Source organism: Streptomyces sp. NPDC001568, assembly GCF_042893755.1.
GTDB lineage: Bacteria > Actinomycetota > Actinomycetes > Streptomycetales > Streptomycetaceae > Streptomyces.
On sequence record NZ_JBIAVF010000041.1, the window covers coordinates 1 to 19,413 of the forward strand.

Sequence of the window (19,413 nt, forward strand, 5' to 3'; positions counted from 1 at the left end):
AAGGTCGGCGATCTGTTCGCGAACTTCGGCAAGATGGACGGGGCGTTCCCGAAGGTCGATGACGTGGTGTGGAAGGACCTCCCCAAGGCCGAGGCCCCGGGGGGCGTCACCTTCCCGCACCCGGACGACACGGTCCGTCTCCTCGACGATCCGCTGGGACGCCCGCAGTACTACGACAGGACCACCCACCAGCTCCTGGACCACAAGGGCGTCCCGAAGCAGGACCTCACCTCGGTCCCCAAGGGCCCCGACCACCCCCTGGCCGAGGTTCCGGTACGCCAGGAAGTCCCGGTCGGCGTGGGCGCCCACACCCCGGGCGGCGTCACGAGCCACACCCCCGGCGGAGCGGCGACGCACACCCCGGGCGGCGTCACGAGCCACACCCCGGGCGGCGTCGCGGACAACACGGCCCACAACAGCCACACCGACCCCACCACCCCGACGGGCGGCCACACGGACACCACCCCGACGGGCGGCGCCGGCCACGGCGACACCACCCCCACGGGCGGCGCCGGCCACGGCGACGGGCCGGGTACGGGCGGTCACGACGACACTCCGTCTCCGGGCTCGGGCCACGGCGACGGGCCGGGTGTTCCACACCAGGGCGACGCTGTCCCGTCCCACAGCGGAGAGGGCACGAATGTTCCCTCGCGTGAGCTCTCCGTGGATGAGCGGGCGGCACTGGACGAACACCTTGGTGATCTGGAGCAGCGTTACATCGACGACTTCGATGTGCTCAAGCACGACCCCGACCACAAGGGGAAGGTGGCGCCGTCCGAGATGGACGAGGCGCGGGTGGCTCTCGACCTGCGGGAACAGGGCAAGGTTCCTGCTGATATTCAGCGCCCTCCGGGTAACAATCAGGGGGACCTTTATTCGCCCGGTACGGGAGAGTTCTACGACATCAAGGGAGTACACTCCGACTGGCCTCCCCTCAACAACACCCGAGACAAGTCAATGCCTTTCAAGGGTGCGTATGACCCGGCCAACAATCAGGGCTGGGTGAGGAAGATTGAAAAGCAAATGACGCAGAATCGCATCGTCATTCTTGATGTGCGAAATGCCAATCAGGCGGCGATCGACGACCTGATGGCGATCGTCGATCGACATGGGTGGAGTGATCGAGTTGTCTGGTACCCGTGATCCCCGCCGTGCCGTGGCAGCATGGCCTGCCGACGAGGAGGCCACAACTGTGCTGAGAGGTTGGGTCGATGGTGATGTCGCGGTGCTTGATGCCGCGGGGTTGGACCTGTCGCTCGTCGATCTGTCGCGGGCGGACCTGGCGGACGGACTCCTGACGGAGGCAATTTTCCGGGGGGCCCGACTGGCTGGTGCGGATCTTTATCGGGCACATCTTGAGGGTGCGGTTCTCGATGGTGCGGATCTCTCGGGGGCGTCTTTGGTGAAGGCCGTGCTGGACGGGGCGTCGTTGCGCGGTGCGGTGCTCGACGGGGCGGACCTGGGAAGTGCGGACGTGTACTCCGTGGATGCCCGGGGCGCTTCCTTCGTTCGGGCCGTACTCGATTCCGCATCGTTGGACGACGTGGACCTGCGGGGTGCCGACCTGTCCGACGCCTCGGTTTCGCACACGTTCCTTCAGGTGGTTCTCGACGACCGGACGGTGGTCCGGGGCCTTTCGGGGGCGATCTTCGGGCCGGCGGTCGTCATGGAGGCGGATGAGCGGCGGCAGTTGGCCGGCGGCGAACTGGAGGCATGGCTCAACCATCGGGGCGCGAAGGTCAGGGTGCTCCCCTGATCGCCGGCACACCCGTCGCGCGGTGGTCGTGGGGGGAATTCGGCCATGACACCGATCTGGTCCGCGAGGCCGTACACCGGTTCCTCCTGACGCTCGAAGTCCTGGACCGGCACCGGCTCGCGACGCCGCACGGCGGGCGCGTGACCGTGGAGGTTCCCGAGATGGGCCGCCGGAGCATCCTGTTTCGAGCGGATCTTCCTCTGGGCAAGGCGGCTGCGGATACCGCGGAGGACTCGCCGCCGGCCGAGGCGCTGGTGGAGCGGATCCGGCAAGGCATCGCGCCCGGTGAGATCGGGGGCGTGGATCTGTACGCCCGGTGCGACGGCATCGTGGAGACCGGGACCGGCGCCGAGGCGGTCGAAGGCCTCTTCGCGCTCAGCGCGGAGGTGTCCGAGGGCTACTTCCACGTGGCGCTGACCACCTTCTGCGACGCGTGGATGCCGTTCGATCTGCGGGGTCGCGCGCAGGAGGCGGTGTTCGCCGCGAACCGGCCGCGCCTGGCGTCCGCCCTCGCAGGGATCGCGGAGGCACTCGATGTCGAGATCGACCCCGACGACGCCACCTGGTTCGCGGTTCCGACCGAATCGGGGGTCGAGAACCACTACGAAGACGACGGCTCCGCCTCCGATGTGTGGGGGAGCTTCGAGATCCCCTACCGGAACGGAATCTTCAGTCAGACCCCGAAGTTCACGGCCGGCTACGGACGGCAGGCGTCCGGGGCCGTTCGGTACGTTCCGGTCGCAGGGTCCGAGCAGGTGCTGGGGTATCTGTGGGCCTCGGATGCCGAGGCGGCCGCGAGCTTCGAGCCGCGTGACGCGGCGGACCTGGACGCCTACCGGGCCGGGCTGGTCTGGCTGGACCGGCTGCAGGCGGCCTACGACCGGGGGCTGTCCCCGGCTGCCGCGCTCGTCGAACTCGGACGGCTTCCCGCCGATCCTGTAGCCGGGCGGACCGGGCGACCGACGTGGACGAGTTCTGGAAGCTGGGACAGCTGGCGCGGCAGGAGCATCCGTCGTCGAAGCCGTGACGTACGGGGCGGGGGCAATGCCCTGATGGCCCGTACGCCTGTTGCCCGGTGGACGGGGCCGCGACGGCGAGGCAGCCCGCGCCCTTCAGCTGCCTGTCCGATCTGCTGTCCGCCTACGCGGTCCTGGCCGCCCACCGGCTCGCGGTGGGCGGCCCGAGGCGAGTTCGGCGGCCGAAGCGGGCGCGTTCGAGGCGCCGGCGCTGCCGGCGCTCGAGTAGGAGCGCCGATGCGGTGAAGGGAATGGGGTTCGAGTGACCGACCGAGCGGCCCGCGTCGTGCTGGATCGTCTGCGGGCGGTGGAGTGGGCGGGCGAGTGGGACTTCGCGTTCGGCCACGTCAAGTCGCGGCGCGTGCTGTTCCGTGAATACCTGCGGCGGGCGGCCGTGTGGTCCCGGGCCCACGGCGGCCGGGGCAGTTGGCTGCTCTCCGATGTCACCCCGTACGTGGATCCCGACTTCCGGCTCTCCCCGGCAGTGGCCGAGGCGCTCGCGGAATTGCTGCGCCGTCCGTCCGATGGTGAGGTGCGGAGTACCTGTTCGGGGGCGGTGCGGCTGGCGGAACTCCGGGGGCGGAAGCCGGAGGCCTTCGCCGGCCTTCCCGACCTCTACGAGCCGTTGCTCCTGTTCTGGGAGCGGGGCGGCGAGTTCGCCCGGGACGATGCCGGCTTCATCGACCTGACGGGTGTGCTGATCCGCCCCGGCCCGCTGGAGGCCTGCGCGGGCAACCCGCCCGTGACCGACCTGAGCGACATCGTCCTCGACGCGCTCGACGTGGACGGACGGGTCACGTACTACACCTCGGCGGACGGCCGGAGGCCGCTGCTGCGGCGGTGCGTACGGCGGGACGGGCCGACGGACCAGTCCCTCGGGCGCGCTCTCCGCTGGGAGCCGACGGATCTGATTCCCGCCTCGGACGAGGCGGTGCGGGGCGCCGGGCTCGTCACGGTCGATGAGCTGGAGGCCGCCCGGCTCATCGGGCAGGAGCACGCGGCGGCGCAGCCCATGCCGTGATCACCTCCGAGCCGTGGGCGCGTGGTTCCGGAAGGCCCCTCCGGACGCACGAAGTTCTTGAAGTGCCGGTCGAGGTCGTCGGGGTCGATCACATGCGGTCCGTCAGGTCGGGGCGGGTTGGGGTCGCTGGGGCGCAAGGCCAGTCGCGGGACGAGGAACCCCGTACGGGTGTTCGGGCGCCCTCGGGCTGGAAGGCCGGGCTCCGGGCGGGTTTCGCGGGGGAGCGACGGCGTACTAGCGTCGGGGGCCGACAGGAAGGGGGAGCGCCATGGCGGCACAGGACTACGACAGCCAACTGCTGGAGTCGGTCGCGGTACGGCGCCGGCGGATCCGGGACGCCGTGCTGTTCGGAGCCCAGCGCGGGCGGCGGGTGGCCGACGAGCGGATCGGCAAGGCGGTCGCCGGGTTGGTCATCGCGGCCGTGTTGTGCGCCGGCTGCGTCGGTTGGTCGTTCGTCTCGCACCGGCTGATGGGCAAGTCCGGTACCCCGGGACAGGTCAGCACTCGGTGATAGGTTCGAACGCGTGGTGAGTACGGGGACAACGAGCGGTACGGCACTGAGTCGGGTCACCCTGGTCGGTGAGCGGCGACGGATGGATCTCGTACTGCCCTCCCAGGAACCCGTCGGGCGGCTCCTGCCCGATGTCATACGACTGTTGGACGACCGGGTGGCGGCGCAGCCGATGCTGCGCCACCTGGTGACCGGCGACGGGTCGGTACTCGAACACGACACCTCCCTCGCCGACGCCGGCGTCACCGACGGGGCCGTGCTGCGGCTCGTCCGGGTGCAGGACTCGCCGTCCGCGCCCGTGGTGCACGACGTCACCGACGAGGCGGCCGAGGACCTGGACGTACGGGCCTGGCGCTGGCGGGCGTCGGCGCGGCGGGTCACCGCCGGGGCCGCCCTCGTCGGGTGGGTACTGCTCGCCGGGTGGTTCGCCCGGCGGGAGTTCACGCCGGGCGCGGTGGCCGCGGCCCTGCTCGCGGCCGCCGGCGCGTGCGCGGTGGTCGGGGCGCTGTCGGGCCGACTGAAGCAGTCCGGGCTCGCCGCGGCGCTGCTCGCCACGGCGGGCGCGACCGGTGTGCTCGGGGCGTGGACCATGGGCGACGCCCAGCACTGGGGCGGCATGGGGCGGCTCGCCGCCGTGGCGGGCGCCCTGGCCGTGGGGCTCGCGCTGCTGGGGTGGTTCACCTCCCTCGGGCGGGGAGGGTTCGTCGGGGCGGTGGCCGTCGCCGGTCTGACCCTGCTGTGGGAGGGCGTGGCCCTGTTCCAGGGCGACGCGGCCCGTACCGGGGCCGTGCTCGCCGTGGCCTCGGTGGTGCTGCTCGGGCTGTTGCCGCGCCTCGCGCTGGCCGCGGCCGGACTGACCGGGCTCGACGACCAGCGGGCCCGCGGGGTCTCCGTCAGCCGGTACGAGGTCGCGACCGCCCTCGGTGCCACGCACCGGGGCCTGGTGCTGGCCACCCTCGCCACGGCCGTCTCGGCGGCCGCGGCCGGGGTGCTCGCGCTGCGGGACCCCGACGTGTGGACGGTGTCGCTGGCCGTGGCCGTCGCCGCCGTGCTGTGGCTGCGCGCGCGGGCGTTCCCGCTGGTCGCGGAGGTGGTGGCGCTGCTGCTGGCCGGGGCCGCCGTGGCCGTGGCCGCGCTGCTGGTGTGGGCCGGACGGGCCGGCTCCGCCGGACCCCTGGCCACGCTGCTGGGCTTCGCCCTGATCGCGCTCGGGGTCCTGGCCGTGCAGCCGCCCGAGCACGTACGGGTCAGGCTGCGGCGGATCGGGGACACCGCCGAGTCCGTCGGCGTCATCGTGCTGTTCCCGCTGCTCATCGGGGTGTTCGGCGTGTACGGGCGGCTGCTCGGCACCTTCGCGTAAGGGTTGCTTCTCAGACATGGCAGACATGAACCAGCGCGACGACTGGCAGGCCGGGGTCCTGGGCGAGCTGACCGGGACCCCCGTCGCGGCCCCCGCGGCCGGTCCCGTACCCCGGCAGACGCACCCTTCCCAGCAGGCGCAGCAGCCCCGGCAGCAGGATCCCGCCCCTCGCCCCGCCGCGCCCCGCGCCGCCCCCGAGACCGTTCCGGTCGCCGGCTCCGAAGCCCCCGCGGGGCGGCCCCGGCACGGCGACCCGCTGGTGCGGCGCACCCTGCGGACCCTGCGCGGCGCGCTCGGTTCCTCCGTCGCCCGGGCCGTGGCCGCCGAGACGGAACTGGCGACCCAGGTCCAGCAGCCCGTCACCACCGGCCGCCACATCGTCGTCACGAGCATCCGCGGCGGCTCCGGCAAGACCACCGTCACCGCCCTGCTCAGCCGCACCTACAACCACTTCCGCCACGACCCGGTGCTGACCTTGGAGGCCGACGCCGCCCTCGGCACCCTCCCCGTCCGGCTCGGCGTCCCGTCCCTGCGCTGGACCGTCGGCGACCTCGCGCAGATCGTGCGCCCCTCCATGCAACTGACCGACGTCACCGGCTACCTCGTGCCGCTCGCCGACGGCGGCTGGCTGCTGCCCGGCAGCCAGGGCCGCATCGGCGCGCAGGTCGACGTCGCCACCTACCGGACCGTCATGGTCGCGCTGCGCCGCTACTTCGGAGTCACCGTCGTCGACTGCGAGACCCTGCCCGGCGAAGTGGCCCGTACCGCCCTCGACACCGCGCACGCCCGCGTCCTGACCACCCCCGCCACCACCGAGGGCATCGTCTCCACCCACGCCGTCCTCGACTGGCTCGGCTCCCTGCCCGTACCCGTCCTGCCGCGCACCGTCGTCGTCCTGACCTCGCAGTCCCCGCACCCGGCCGTGGACCTGGCCAAGGCCGCCGCGACCCTGCGCGCAACGGGCGCGGGGGTCGTCGTCCTGCCGTACGACCGCCACCTCGCCTCCGGCGGCGCCGTCCGCACCGAACTCCTCGGCGCCGAAACCCGGCAGGCCGCCGTCCGACTCGCCGCGGAAGTCCTCCGGCGGGCGGTCGCGCTCCCGGCGGCCGGGGCCGGAGCCGGCCGGTGACGCAGCACCTGGTCCACCGGCCCGCCCGGGGCACCCTGCCCCCCGCCCCCGCCGAACCCCGCACCGTCGAAGCTCCGCCCAACCTTCCCGAGGGCAAGATCGGCAGCCCGGCCACCGCCCTGCTGCCGATGGCCGGCGTCATGGGCTCGGTCGTCATGATGACCGTCGTCCGCAACAGCCAGTTCGCCGCCATCGGCGCGATCGTCCTCGTCTTCGCCCTGCTCGGCGCCGTCGCCCTGTTCTGGTCCCAGCGCGGCAAGGCCCAGCGCACCCGGCGCGCCCAGCGCGAGCGCTACCTGGAGTACCTGGAGGAACAGCGCGAGGAACTCGGCGCCCGCGAGCGGGAACTGCGCGAGGACGCCCGCCGCCTCAACCCGCCGCCGGAGGCCCTGTACGACGTCGTACGGGACCCCGCCCGCCTGTGGGAGCGGCGCCGCACCGACCCCGACTTCCTGCGCCCGCGCCTGGGCACCGGAGCCGTCGCCGTCCAGAACCTCGGCCTCGCACCGGGCGCGGGCGGGGTACTGACCCCTCCCGACCGGTTCATGCTGAACGAGGCCGGCGCGTTGATGTCCCGCTTCGAGCGGGCCGGCGACTTCCCGCTGACCGTCCCCCTCGACCGCGCCGGGAACGTCAGCATCGTCGGCGACCGCGAAGGCGTCCTGCGCGTCGCCCGCGCCCTGCTCGTCCACACCGCCGTCCTGCACGCCCCGGACGACGTCGCCATCGCCCTCGGAGTCCCCGGCGAGCGCCTGGCCGCCGACTGGGACTGGGTCAAGTGGCTGCCCCACGTCCTCGATCCGCAGGAACTCGACGGGCCCGTCCCCGCCCGGCGGATCGCCCCCAGCCTTTTCCAGCTCGCCGACGTCCTCGGGGCGGACCTGCGCCGCCGGGCCTCCTACGCCGCCGAGGTCCGCCGCGGCCTGTCCGACCGGGGCGCGCTGCGGCTCGCCGGCCGGCTCCTCGTGGTCAGCGACGAGTACGGCGAGAACGCCGTCGAACTGCCGCGCCCCGACAGCGCGGTGGGCCTGACCGACATGAACACCACCGTGCTCCACCTGCTCGCCGAGCAGGTACACGAGCCCGACGAGGTGACGATACGGATCACCGTCGAAGGTTCCCGCGTCACCGTCCGCGACCTGCGCACCCCGCACGGCCCCGCCGCCGAGGGCCTCACCGACGCGCTCGCCCCCGCCACCGCCGAGGGCCTCGCCCGGATGCTCGCCCCGCTGCGGCTGTCCGCCGAGTCCGTCGCCGAGGGCACCCCCGTCTCCGGTCCCGTCGACTTCATGGGCCTGCTCGGCATCACCGACCCCGCCGCCCTCGACGTGGAGCGCCTCTGGGCGCCCCGCGGCGAACGGGACTTCCTGCGCGTGCCCATCGGCATCGACGACCGCCACGGACCCGTCCTGCTGGACCTCAAGGAGTCCTCGCAGCTCGGCATGGGCCCGCACGGGCTGTGCGTCGGCGCCACCGGCTCCGGCAAGAGCGAGCTGTTGCGTACGCTCGTCCTCGCGCTGGTCGCCACCCACTCGCCCGAGGACCTCGCCATGGTCCTCGTCGACTACAAGGGCGGCGCGACCTTCGCCCCCTTCGCGGAACTCCCGCACGTCGCCGGGGTCATCACCAACCTGGAGAACCAGGCCGGGCTCGTCGAACGCGTCCACACCAGCCTCGCCGGCGAGGTCAAGCGCCGCCAGCAGGTCCTCAAGGCCGCCGGGAACGTCGCCGACATCGGCCACTACGCCGTCCTGCGCGCCGAGAGGCCCGAACTGGAGCCGCTGCCGCACCTGTTCGTCGTCATCGACGAGTTCGGCGAACTCCTCACCGCCAAGCCCGACTTCATCGACCTGTTCCTGTCGATCGGCCGCATCGGCCGGTCCATCGGCGTGCACCTGCTGCTGTCCAGCCAGCGCATCGAGGGCGGCAAGCTCAAGGGCCTCGACACCTACCTGTCGTACCGGCTCGGCCTGCGCACCTTCTCCGCCGACGAATCGCGCACCGTCCTCGACACCACCGACGCCTTCATGCTGCCGCCGCTGCCCGGCTTCGGCTACCTCAAGGTGGACACCTCCACCTACACCCGCTTCAAGGCCGGCTACGTCTCCGGCCGCCACCGCGGTCCCGCCGCCGATCGGGACGCCGACGAGCGGGGCCCCCTCGCCCTGGCCTACCCCACCTTCAACACCCTGCGCGACACGACCGCCGCCCCCGACGACGGCGAGGACAAGCCCGCCGCGACCGTCCGCGAGACCGGCCCCAGCGTGCTGTCCGTCATCGTCGACCAGCTCGCCGCGGCCGCCCCGCCCGTCCGCCGCATCTGGCTGCCCCCGCTGCCCGACGCGATCTCCCTCGACGCCGCCGCCGGACCGCTCTCCGTCACCGGCGGCGGTCTGCGCCTGGGCGCGGAGGAACGCCGCCCGCTGCGCGTGCCCCTCGGCGTCCTCGACGACCCCGCCCGGCAGTGGCGCGGCCCGTGGGAACTGGACCTGACCGTGGCGGGCGGCCACACCGCCGTCACCGGCGGCCCCCAGTCCGGCAAGACCACCCTGCTGCGCACCCTCGCGCTCTCCCTCGCCCTCACGCACACCCCGCAGCAGGTCGGGATCTACGGACTCGACCTGGCCGGCGGCGGCCTCGCCGCACTCGCCGGGCTCCCCCACGTCGGCGGGATCGCCGGGCGCGCCGACCGCGAACGGGCCGCCCGTACGGTCGCCGAGGTGCGCGGCATGCTGTCCGCCCGCGAGCAACTGTTCCGCGAGCACTCCATCGACTCCGTCGACCAGCTGCGCCGGCTGCGCTCCCGGGGCGGGTTGCCCGAGCTCACCTCCACCGACATCGTGCTCATCGTCGACGGGTACGGTGCGCTGCGCGAGGAGTTCGACGAACTCGACGACGCCGTCACCGACCTCCTCAAGCGCGGCGGCGGCTACGGCATCCACGTCGTCGCCGGGATGCTCCGCTGGAACGACGTCCGCATCGCCAACCAGTCCCTGTTCGGCGGACGCGTCGAGCTCCGCCTCGGCGATCCCTCCGACTCGGCCATCGACCGCAAGCTGTCCGAGACCCTGTCCCCGGACACCCCCGGCCGGGTCCTCACCGACGGCAAGCTGTTCGCGCAGGTCGCCCTGCCCCGCATCGACTCCCGGACCGGCAACACCGACCTCGCCGCCGCCCTGGAGGAGGCCGCGGGCACCGTCCGCGCCACCTGGCACGGCGACCTCGCCTCCCCGGTACGGGTCCTGCCCGCACGGCTGCCCGCCGAGCGGCTGCCGTCCCCGCAGGACGAGCCGTACCGGATCCCCATCGGCGTGGACCAGGACGTCCTCGCGCCGGTCCTCCTCGACCTCTTCGAGCAGGACCAGCACCTGATGGTGCTCGGCGACAACGAGTGCGGGAAGACGAACCTCCTCGCCCTGATCGCCCGCCAACTCATCGCCCGGTACGGGGAGGACGAGCTGGTCTTCGCCGTCTACGACCCGCGGCGCGGCCTGCGCGGAGTGGTGCCCGAGCCCTACCGGGGCGGATACGCGCACAACGCGAAGATCGCGTTCGCGCTGTCGGCGGGCATCGCCAAGGAACTCGACAAGCGGCTCCCGGAGGACGGCGTCGACCCGGACGCCGAACCGGGCGAGGGCCCCGGCTTCACGGGCCCGCGCATCGTCGTCCTCGTCGACGACTACGACATCCTGACCACCGCGGGTCAGCAGCCCCTCCAGGCGTTCGTGCCCTACCTGCCGTCCGCCCAGGACATCGGGCTGCACTTCGTGCTGGCCCGCCGCGTCGCCGGATCCTCCCGGGCCCTGTACGAACCGCTGATGACGACCCTGCGCGAATCGGGCACCGCCGCGCTGGTGATGAGCGGCGAACGCTCCGAGGGACAGCTGTTCCCGCAGCTGTACGCGAGCGCGCAGCCACCGGGCCGGGGCAAGCTCGTCCGCCGCGGCCGACCCCACCAGGTCGTGCAGACCGCGCTGAGCAGCGCGCCCGCGCCCGCCCCCGGGGCGAACCTCCCCGGGCCGACCGTCCCCGCGCCGTCCGAGCAGGCTCCCCACGCCGACCAGGAAGCACCGTGACCAAGGACGTCATCGCCCTCACCCCGGCCATGCCCGACGCCACGGCGATGCTGGTGGCCCTCGCGGCGGGCGGCGCCGACCTCGACGTCTCGCCGACCGGGGACGGCGCCGTCATCCAGCTCCTCGGAGCGGGCGGTCGGCCGCTGGTCTCCGTGGAGGCCCCGGTACTCGTCCAGGTCCCCGGGGAAACCGAACGGCTCCTCGGGACACCGTCCGCGACGCCCGTCTGGTGGACGGAGACCCGCGCGTCCACCGCCGTGCCCGAGGCGGTCGCACTCGCCGGCGCGGTCGCAGGCCGGCTCGCCGAGGTGCTCGGCGGCGCCGTCTGGCCCGAGGGCGCCGGCCGCGTCGGCGGCGTGGAGGTCGCCTCCGCGGCATCGGCGGCGCCCGCACCCGTCGGCGCGCTGCCCACCGTGGACGTGGTCACCGAGTCCACCGCCGTCGTCCTCGCGGACCGGCCCGTGGTCCCGCTGACGGCCTGGCTGTCGGACGTCCTGCGGACCACCGCCGGGTTCGGCGCGGCCCTGCACATCGTCACGCCCGACCACTGCCGGCTCAGCCTGCCGCTGCGGGCCGCGCTGACCGGCGCCCCGAACCGGTGGGTCGTGCAGGACCCCGGGGGCGGCTACTACGACGGCCTGTCCGGCGCGGTCCTCGGCTGGCAGGACGGCACCTTCGCCCCGGTCCGCGACGGGGCCGGGCGGGCCCGCCCCGCCGAGGCCTTCACCCGGCCCGACGCACCCGGCGAACGCCGCCTGACCGTGTCGCTGCGCACGGAGCACCCCGCCGAGGAGGAACTCATCCTCGGCCGTTGCCTGGAGGCCGCCTGGCGGATCCTGACCGGGGAGCCGCCCGCCGGCTGGGGCACCGCCGAGCCGGTCAACCTGCCCTGGTCCCCCCGGCTGCTCACCGACCTGGCGCGCGGCCGGGTTCCCGAGCCGACGCTGATCACCGTCGTCGGCCGGCCGGAGCGGCCCGCGCTGGCGACCGTACGCGTGACCCGGACGGCCGGCGGGGTGGAGGAGGACGTCACCCTGTCCCTGGGCTACGGCCCGGCGGAGGAGCCGCCACTGGCCGCGCTGCCCGCGCTGGCGGAGGAGCTCGTGGCCCGGCACGGCCTGATCAGCATGCTCGTCTCGGCCGGCCCGGGCCGCCGGGACCCCAGCGTGGCCCCGCGGATCGCGCCGCCGCCGCTGCCCGTGTCGTTCACCCTGGGCGGGGCCGGAGTCGCCGAGACCGGCCTGACCTTCGCCCGGCGACCCCCGCTGGCCCTGAAGCCCGCGCAGGTCGGCCCGGCCCGCCGGCCCGGGCTGCACTACCCGCTCGGCGACGGCACCGACCCGGCCGGCTGGGACACCCTGGGCACCCTGCTGGCCCACCTGCGCACCTCGGTCCCCACCGCCGGGTAGCGGACCGGCGCCGGCCGTCGGACCGGCGCCGGTGCTCACATGCCGCCCGCGCGGACCAGACCCGTCTCGTACGCCAGGACCACGACCTGGACGCGGTCGCGCAGGCTCAGCTTCGTCAGGATGCGGCCCACGTGCGTCTTCACCGTGGCCTCCGAGAGGACCAGCCGGGCCGCGATCTCGCCGTTCGACAGGCCCTGGGCGACCAGCAGCATGACCTCGCGCTCGCGCTCCGTCAGCCGCTCGACGTCCTTGTTCTTCGGCTCGTTCGTCGTCGTCGGCAGCATCGGGGCGAAACGGTCCAGCAGCCGCCGGGTCGTCGACGGGGCCACGACCGCGTCCCCGCTGTGCACGGATCGGATCGCGGCCAGCAGCTCCGCGGGCGGGACGTCCTTCAGCATGAACCCGCTCGCACCCGCCTTCAGCCCCGAGAAGGCGTACTCGTCCAGGTCGAAGGTGGTCAGGATGATGACCTTCGGGTGCTCCTCCGGCTCGCAGATCCGCCGGGTCGCCTCGACCCCGTCGAGCCTCGGCATGCGGACGTCCATCAGCACCACGTCGACCTTGGTCGCCCGCAGCACCTCCAGCGCCTCCAGGCCGTCCCCCGCCTCGGCGACGACCTCCATGTCCGGCTGGGCGGCGAGCACCATCCGGAAGCCGGTGCGCAGCAGCACCTGGTCGTCGACCAGCATCACTCGGATGGACATCGGTGAATACCTCTACCTCTTCTTGAGCGGGAGCAAAGCACTGATGCGGAAGCCTCCGCCGGGCCGCGGTCCCGCGTCCAGGGTTCCCCCGACCATACCGATGCGCTCCCGCATGCCGATCAGACCGTGTCCGGCGCCGTCCGCGCCGCCGTCCTCGTACAACTCGTGTGCCGCGCCCCGGCCGTCGTCCTCGACGAGCAGGCCCAGCCCGTCGTCGAAGTAGACCAGCCGGACGCTCGCCCCGGCTTCGGGGCCACCGTGCTTGCGCGTGTTCGTCAGCGCCTCCTGCACGATCCGGTACGCGGTCAGCTCGACCCCGCTCGGCAGCTTCCGCGGGGTGCCCTCGACGACGAAGTCCACCGTCAGGCCGGACGCCCGTACCTGCTCGACCAGCACCTCGATCTGCTCGACGTCCGGCTGCGGCACGTAGTCCTCGGAGTCCTGCGGCTCGCCGGTGCGCAGCACGCCCAGCAGGCGGCGCATCTCGGCGAGGGCTTGGCGGCCCGTCCCGGAGATGGTCTGGAGGGCCTCCTTGGCCTGCTCCGGGGCCACGTCCATGACGTAGGCGGCGCCGTCGGCCTGGACCACCATGACCGACACGTTGTGCGCGACGACGTCGTGCAGCTCGCGGGCGATGCGGGCGCGCTCGGCGGCCACCGCCACCTTCCCCTGCGCCTCCCGCTCCTTCTCCAGCCGCTGGTTGCGCTCCACGAGCTGGGCGTAATAGGCCCGGCGGGTGCGCAGCGAGTCGCCCGTCACCCAGGCCAGGGCGAACGGCACGATCACCATCAGCGCGAAGACGACGCTCTGCGTGAAGCTGATCCCCTTGTCCACGCCGAAGCGCGCGAAGTACACGGGTGAGGCCAGCAGCCCGACGCCCAGCGCGGCGCGCGAGACCCAGCGCGGTACGTCCCCGGCGGCGACCGTGAACAGCACGACCAGCATCGCGACGTCGCAGACCTGCGCCTCGATGCCGAAGGCCAGCTGCCAGACGCCCGCGCCGACCGTGGTCCAGAACATGGCCTGCGTCCACTTGCGGCGCAGGGCCAGGGCGGCCGTCAGCGCGATCACGACGGGCACGGTGGCCAGGCGCAGTGCCGTGCTCGTCCCGGGGTTTCCCACCACGGCGATCATCGAGATCCCGAAGAAGAGGACAGCCCAGAAGCTGTCGACGCCCGTCGGGTGTCTGCGGATGAAATCGTAGAGGCGCTGCACGTCACCCAGAGTAGGGAAAGGAGATAGGTGCTGGAGTCAACCACAGGAGCGATCCCTGTGACGGGGGTGTACTCCGCAAGGTGGAGGGTGAGCCTAACCTTCGTGTGATGAGCGCTCAGGACGACACCCCCGGACCGGTCCGCTGGCGGCCGGCGACCGAGGCCGCGCTGTACGGCCCGGGCGGGTTCTACGTACGCCCCGGCGGGCCCGGCCCCGCCGGCCACTTCCGTACCTCCGTGCACGCCTCCCCGCTGTACGCGCGGGCCGTGGCCCGGCTGCTGTGCGCCGTGGACGCCGAGCTCGGCCGCCCCGGGCGGCTCGACCTGGTGGACGTGGGCGCGGGCCGCGGCGAGCTGCTGACCGGCGTCCTCGCGGCCCTGCCGGCCGCGACGGCCGCACGGGTGCGCCCGTACGCCGTGGAACGCGCGGCGGCGCCGGACCCGGCCGCCCCCGGCGGGCCGGACCCGCGGATCCGGTGGGTGGCCGAGCTGCCCGCGGGCGCGACCGGGCTGCTCTTCGCGAACGAGTGGCTGGACAACGTCCCGCTGGACGTCGCCGAGGACGGCCGGTACGTCCTGGTCGCCGCGGACGGTACGGAGAGCCCCGGCGGCCCCCTCGACGCGGACGACCGGGCCTGGCTGGAGCGGTGGTGGCCGGACGGTTCACGGACCGGACGGGCCGAGATCGGCCTGCCCCGGGACGCGGCCTGGGCGGCGGCCGTCGCCACCCTGGACCGGGGCCTGGCGGTGGCGGTGGACTACTGCCACACCCGGGAGGCCCGACCCCCGTACGGCACCCTGACCGGCTTCCGGGCGGGCCGCGAGGTGGCCCCCGTCCCGGACGGCGGCTGCGACGTCACCGCGCACGTCGCTCTCGACGCCTGCGCGGGACCGGGCGCGACCCTGCTCACCCAGCGCGAGGCCCTGACCGCCCTCGGCGTCTCGGGCGGCCGACCCCCGCTGGCCCTGGCCACCACCGACCCGGCGGCGTACGTCCGCGCCCTGGCGGCGGCGGGCGAGGCGGCGGAACTCACCGCACGCGGCGGCCTCGGCGACTTCGGCTGGCTGGTGCAGCCGGTCGGCGTGCCGCCCTGGCCGGGCGGGTCCGGGTTCGGCGACGGGTCCGGGTTCGCCGACGCGGCCCGGGACGCGGCAGGGCCCGGGGACGCGGCAGGGGCCGGGACCCCCTGACGGGAATCCCGGCCCCTGGTCACCCGGCGACCTCGCGGACGCTCGGCGACCTCGTCGTTACTTGGTGACCTCGTGCCCGTGGCCCTCGTGCAGACCGCCGCCACTGCCCGTGCCCGGGGTGGTCGGCTGCGAGACGACCGGCTGCGACAGCGGAGCCAGGTCGTGGGCGTAGTGGCCGACCGCGTTCGCGATGACGTCGACGTTGATGTCGAGCGCCTTCTGGTCGATGTTCGTGATGTCGTCACCCTTGCCGTGGTAGTTCACGTCGTAGGCGACACCCGCCTGACCGCCGAACTTCGCGGCCTGCTCCGGCGACTTGATGCCCTCGGCGCCGGTGAACGTGCCGCCCGACGGGATGCCGACCTCGATGAACGGGCCGTAGTCCGAACGGCCCGAGAAGTCCGTGCCCTCGTGCGGGATGTTCTTGGAGTCGAGGAAGTCGGTGATCCCCTTCTCCAGCTGCGCCGAACCCTCCGGGCCGGGGCCCGCGCCCGTGGCGTCCGAGTCGTCGCCGTCGTAGACGAAGTAGGCGGCGTTCGGCGAGCCGATCATGTCGAAGTTCAGGTACAGCTTGATCTGCTTCTTCTGCGCCTCGGTCAGGGAGGCGACGTACGCCTCGGAGCCGAGCAGGCCGTACTCCTCCGCCGACCACCAGGCGAACTTGACCTTGTTCTTGACCTTCGCCTGCTGGCTCGCCAGGCGCTGCGCGACCTGGAGGATGCCGGCCGAACCCGAACCGTTGTCGTTGATGCCGGGACCGGCCGCGACCGAGTCCAGGTGCGCGCCGAGGAAGACGGTGTTGTTCTCGTCGCCGCCCTTCGTCTCGGCGACCACGTTGAACGTCTTGCGGTTCTCGCGCAGCTCGCGGATGTCGAGGGTCACCTCGACCGGGCCGGCCGCCGCGTCGGCGGCCAGCTTCTCGCCGTCCGCCTTGGTGATGCCGCCGGTCGGAACCTTCCCCGCGTTCGCGTCGCCGAGGGTGCCGTTGAGGGCGCCGTCGGTGTTGTTGTAGATGATCGCGCCGACCGCGCCCGCGGCCGCCGCGTTCGCCTGCTTCACCGCGAAGGTGCAACCGCCGCGCTGGACGAGCGCGATCCGGCCCGTGAAGGCACCCGCCGCGAAGTCGCCGGGCTCGCAGCCGGTCGTACCGTCGGCGTCCACCGGGGCCACCGCGACCTGCGCGGTCACGCCCTCCTCCGGGCCGCTCGCCGTGTACGTCATCAAGTGGATCGGGATATCACGGCCGTTGTCGCCGTTCACCGCGAGCTTCTCGGCGATCGCCTCGACGTAGACGAAGTCGAATTCGTTCCGCGTGACCTTGTAACCGGCGCCCTTCAGCACGGCCTCGACGTACTGCGCCGACTGGACGTGCCCCTTGGAACCAGCGACCCGATTGCCGTTGTTGTAGTCGGCGAGGGACTGGAACACCTTCAGGTGGTTGTTGGCGCCTTTCCCGGTCGCCTCCTGGACCAGCTTCTTGGCCAGCGCGTCACCCCGGGCGGCGTCGCTCTGCGGACTTCCGGTGGCACCGGCGGGTCCGGCGAGCAACAGCGGGGAGACGAGGGCCGCGGCCGCCAGTGCGGCGGTGGCTGCGGCTATACGGCGAGAGGGCATGAAGGTCCTTTCACAGCAGGTGCGCATCGCACGGTGCGTGGGGGAGTGGTGGACGCACGTTAGGCACCAACCGGCCTTTCTCGCCAGAGTTTTCACTGCTTCCGGTTTGTGAAATCCGTATATCGGTGAATCTCCGCCGAACGGTTCAGGCCGGCGTCCGGAAAAAGGTCAGCGAAGAATGCCCTCGATGAAATCGGAACCTATCCGTGCGACCACGGACAGATCCAACTGATGCTGTACATAGCGTCCTTGGCGCCACGTACGCAACAATCCGGCCTTCTTCAGGACCGTCAGGTGACGGGACACCTCCGGCGCCGATATGGCGTACACCGTCGCCAACTCGCTCGTCGTGTACGGGGCCCGGGCCAAACTGCGGCACAGCCGCATCCGCATCGGATGGGCCAGCGCCTCCATCCGCCGCTGGAGCAACTCCACCGAGCCCGGCGAGGAGGCCGGTTCCGGCGAATCCAGCGGATAGTGCACCACCGGACGCCAGCCCGGCGCGTGCAGCACCAGCAGGTGCGGCCAGCCGAAATCGGTCGGTACGAAGACCAGCCCGGCCCCGATCCGCGGATCCGTGGCGGTGGCCTGCCCGTGCACCATCTTGTCGACGGTTATCGTCCGCTGCTCCTCGTCGACGCTCAATGCCGTCGACACCTCCCGCAGCGCCGCCGGCAGGCCCTTGCGGCGCAGCACCTCCGCCTTGTGCCGGGCGTCCGCGCTCTGCCGGGGCCCGATGCGGCGCCAGGTCTCGGCGAAGAACGCCTCGTCGCAGTCCTCCAACAGCCGCCGCAACCAGACCCGTACGCCGGCCGTGTCGTCCATCAGCCGCAGCGAGAAGGCCAACTGTCGCGGCCCGCGCGCCGCCGCCGTGTCCAGGGCCTTCGCCCGGGCCGCCGGATCGCGCAGCGGGGAGGGGCCGCCGCCCTCGTTGTAGAGGGCCAGCCAGCAGTGCTCCAGGGCGGCCATCACGAACCGTTCGTCGTCCATCCGGTCGAGGACGTCGAGCTCCTCGGCCAGCGTCGTCGCCGGCAGGCCGGCGCCGGGGACGCCGGCGAAGGCCATGAAGATGTCGGAGAACGAACTGCGCCACATGAAGTCGGCTTCCAGCAGCCGGTCCGCCAGGCAGGAATCGAGGGAGGCGGTCGTGGCCGCCGTCCAGGAGTTCAGCCCCGGGTGGTGAGCGGGCTGCGAGAGCGCGTGCAGGGCCATGCAGAGCTCGGCGAGTGGGGACGGCGCGAAGCCGATCCGCTCCGCGGGGAGTCCGGCGATGTCGATGGTGACGCTCATCGCCCCATTCTGGCCCGCCGGGCCGCGCCGCCGCGGCCCGGGGTGCCTTCCCCGACACCGCCGTCCGAGCGACCCGCACGAGGGCTCCACCGCAGGTGGGAGGCGTCGATTGACGCGGACCGTCAATCGAACGGCGGGCTGCGGCCGAGGGGGTGAGGGTGGACCCATGACCGCCATCGAGCAGTACCTCATCGACACCTACCGAGCCGCCCAGCACCACACCCCGATGCCTCCGCCCCCGGGCCGCGACGACATCGCCACCCTGCGCGCCCTCCACACGGAAGCCCGCTCCCGCGCAGCCCCCTCGGGCCGCCCGACGACCCGCAGCGGGGGGAGCGGATGGGGCCGGTGGGTACGGGGGTTGCGGAACGGGGGCCGGTGGCTGCGGGGGGCGGGACCCCGTTGATCCGGATCAGGGTGGGTTTGGTGGGTTCCCGCCGGTCTCATCGTCTCCCCGTGCCGTACCGGTCCCTCAAGGGCGCTCCTCCTTCGTCGTCGCGTCGCTTCGCGATGGCCTTCGGCCACCCTTGACCGACCGGCACGTCCCGGAAAGCCGAAGACCGCCGGGAACCCCCCAAAAGAACGGTCACGGGTCAGAGGAGCAGGAGCAGCTCCCTCAGTGACGAGACGAGGGACCGTGCGTCGGCCGGCAGGGCATACGGGGACGCCGGAGGCCCTGCGGCCGGGCCACGGGCCTCACCACCCATCAGGACGACCAGATCAACCTGGAGTGCAGGTAGGTGGGAGGACGCACCAGGTCGTCAGTCATTTCGCTCGGCTCAGCGGCCGCCGGCCCGTTCCTGGCTGGACATAGGCCGCACCAGCCCGGTGCGTGGCCGAAGACGTCTCAGCGACTGACGACCTGGTGCGTCCTCCCGCCCACCCGCAATCCCGGTTGATGTGGTCGTCCTGACGGGCGGGTAGTGGTCCTTGGCCGCGCCCGTGACCCGGCCGCAGGCCCTCCGGCGTCCCCGTATGCCCTGTCGGCCGGCGCCCGGCCCCTCGCCTCATCGCCGGCCGACCCGCCCCTCTCGTCTCTGCCCCGTGACCGTTCTTTTGGGGGGTTCCCGTCGGTCTTCGGATTTTCGTGGCGGGTCGGTCGGTCAAGGGTGGCCGAAGGCC

14 protein-coding genes and 1 pseudogene are annotated in these 19,413 nt (G+C 73.0%); 11 read left to right on the forward strand and 4 right to left on the reverse strand.

Annotated elements, in window-relative coordinates:
* From ACFY0I_RS39510 to ACFY0I_RS39550, 9 genes and pseudogenes are all read left to right on the forward strand, one after another.
* A pseudogene (locus ACFY0I_RS39510) lies at positions 1-1,143 on the forward strand (hypothetical protein); the annotation flags it as partial.
* 49 nt (positions 1,144-1,192) lie between these two features.
* A complete protein-coding gene (locus tag ACFY0I_RS39515; RefSeq protein ID WP_388904641.1) occupies positions 1,193-1,756 on the forward strand; it encodes a pentapeptide repeat-containing protein in 564 nt (187 codons plus the stop codon).
* Complete coding sequence (locus ACFY0I_RS39520; protein ID WP_388904642.1) at positions 1,714-3,018, forward strand: hypothetical protein; 1,305 nt, start codon at positions 1,714-1,716, stop codon at positions 3,016-3,018. The genes ACFY0I_RS39515 and ACFY0I_RS39520 overlap by 43 nt, the downstream gene beginning before the upstream one ends.
* A 16-nt stretch (positions 3,019-3,034) precedes the next feature.
* Positions 3,035-3,793, forward strand: coding sequence for a hypothetical protein (locus ACFY0I_RS39525; RefSeq protein ID WP_388904643.1), 759 nt, complete (start codon positions 3,035-3,037; stop codon positions 3,791-3,793).
* Between the two features lie 268 nt (positions 3,794-4,061).
* The gene (locus ACFY0I_RS39530; RefSeq protein WP_388904644.1) at positions 4,062-4,304 is read left to right on the forward strand and encodes a hypothetical protein; all 243 of its coding nucleotides are present in this window, start codon (positions 4,062-4,064) and stop codon (positions 4,302-4,304) included.
* Between the two features lie 13 nt (positions 4,305-4,317).
* On the forward strand, positions 4,318-5,664 hold the full coding sequence (gene eccD, locus ACFY0I_RS39535; protein ID WP_388904645.1) for a type VII secretion integral membrane protein EccD: 1,347 nt from the start codon (positions 4,318-4,320) through the stop codon (positions 5,662-5,664).
* Positions 5,665-5,680: 16 nt separating this feature from the next.
* Positions 5,681-6,793, forward strand: a complete 1,113-nt coding sequence (locus tag ACFY0I_RS39540; protein WP_388904646.1) for a hypothetical protein — start codon at positions 5,681-5,683, stop codon at positions 6,791-6,793.
* Complete coding sequence (eccCa, locus tag ACFY0I_RS39545) at positions 6,790-10,869, forward strand: type VII secretion protein EccCa (RefSeq protein ID WP_388904647.1); 4,080 nt, start codon at positions 6,790-6,792, stop codon at positions 10,867-10,869. Before ACFY0I_RS39540 ends, eccCa begins: the two co-directional genes overlap by 4 nt.
* Complete coding sequence (locus ACFY0I_RS39550; RefSeq protein WP_388904648.1) at positions 10,866-12,278, forward strand: DUF6177 family protein; 1,413 nt, start codon at positions 10,866-10,868, stop codon at positions 12,276-12,278. Before eccCa ends, ACFY0I_RS39550 begins: the two co-directional genes overlap by 4 nt.
* Before the next feature lie 35 nt (positions 12,279-12,313).
* Here ACFY0I_RS39550 and ACFY0I_RS39555 read toward each other — a convergent pair whose 3' ends face one another.
* Together ACFY0I_RS39555 and ACFY0I_RS39560 are read right to left on the reverse strand one after the other, a co-directional pair.
* Positions 12,314-12,982: a response regulator gene (locus ACFY0I_RS39555; protein WP_388904649.1), complete on the reverse strand. Its 669-nt coding sequence runs from the start codon at positions 12,980-12,982 to the stop codon at positions 12,314-12,316.
* A 12-nt stretch (positions 12,983-12,994) separates the two neighbouring features.
* Complete coding sequence (locus tag ACFY0I_RS39560) at positions 12,995-14,197, reverse strand: sensor histidine kinase (RefSeq protein ID WP_388904650.1); 1,203 nt, start codon at positions 14,195-14,197, stop codon at positions 12,995-12,997.
* Between the two features lie 107 nt (positions 14,198-14,304).
* Between ACFY0I_RS39560 and ACFY0I_RS39565 the strand changes: the two genes are divergently transcribed.
* Positions 14,305-15,387 (forward strand): SAM-dependent methyltransferase, encoded by a 1,083-nt coding sequence (locus tag ACFY0I_RS39565; RefSeq protein WP_388904652.1) that lies wholly within the window; start codon positions 14,305-14,307, stop codon positions 15,385-15,387.
* Between the two features lie 57 nt (positions 15,388-15,444).
* On the opposite strand, the gene ACFY0I_RS39570 is transcribed toward ACFY0I_RS39565, so the two are convergent.
* Entirely contained in the window at positions 15,445-17,001 is a 1,557-nt protein-coding gene (locus tag ACFY0I_RS39570; protein ID WP_388904653.1) for a M28 family metallopeptidase, read from the reverse strand.
* Positions 17,002-17,169: 168 nt separating this feature from the next.
* Complete coding sequence (locus tag ACFY0I_RS39575; protein WP_388904654.1) at positions 17,170-18,291, reverse strand: DUF5937 family protein; 1,122 nt, start codon at positions 18,289-18,291, stop codon at positions 17,170-17,172.
* A gap of 166 nt (positions 18,292-18,457) precedes the next feature.
* Here ACFY0I_RS39575 and ACFY0I_RS39580 point away from each other — a divergent pair, with 166 nt between their 5' ends.
* Positions 18,458-18,697: a hypothetical protein gene (locus tag ACFY0I_RS39580; protein WP_388904656.1), complete on the forward strand. Its 240-nt coding sequence runs from the start codon at positions 18,458-18,460 to the stop codon at positions 18,695-18,697.
* Positions 18,698-19,413 lie beyond the last annotated feature (716 nt).

Bases quoted from the DNA above. Each gene is read 5' to 3' on its own strand.
- ACFY0I_RS39540 (WP_388904646.1), top strand. From the start codon at position 5,681: ATGGCAGACATGAACCAGCGCGACGACTGGCAGGCCGGGGTCCTGGGC.
- ACFY0I_RS39520 (WP_388904642.1), top strand. From the start codon at position 1,714: ATGGCTCAACCATCGGGGCGCGAAGGTCAGGGTGCTCCCCTGATCGCC.
- ACFY0I_RS39565 (WP_388904652.1), top strand. From the start codon at position 14,305: ATGAGCGCTCAGGACGACACCCCCGGACCGGTCCGCTGGCGGCCGGCG.
- ACFY0I_RS39570 (WP_388904653.1), bottom strand. From the start codon at position 17,001: ATGCCCTCTCGCCGTATAGCCGCAGCCACCGCCGCACTGGCGGCCGCG.
- ACFY0I_RS39575 (WP_388904654.1), bottom strand. From the start codon at position 18,291: ATGAGCGTCACCATCGACATCGCCGGACTCCCCGCGGAGCGGATCGGC.
- ACFY0I_RS39530 (WP_388904644.1), top strand. From the start codon at position 4,062: ATGGCGGCACAGGACTACGACAGCCAACTGCTGGAGTCGGTCGCGGTA.
- ACFY0I_RS39555 (WP_388904649.1), bottom strand. From the start codon at position 12,982: ATGTCCATCCGAGTGATGCTGGTCGACGACCAGGTGCTGCTGCGCACC.
- ACFY0I_RS39580 (WP_388904656.1), top strand. From the start codon at position 18,458: ATGACCGCCATCGAGCAGTACCTCATCGACACCTACCGAGCCGCCCAG.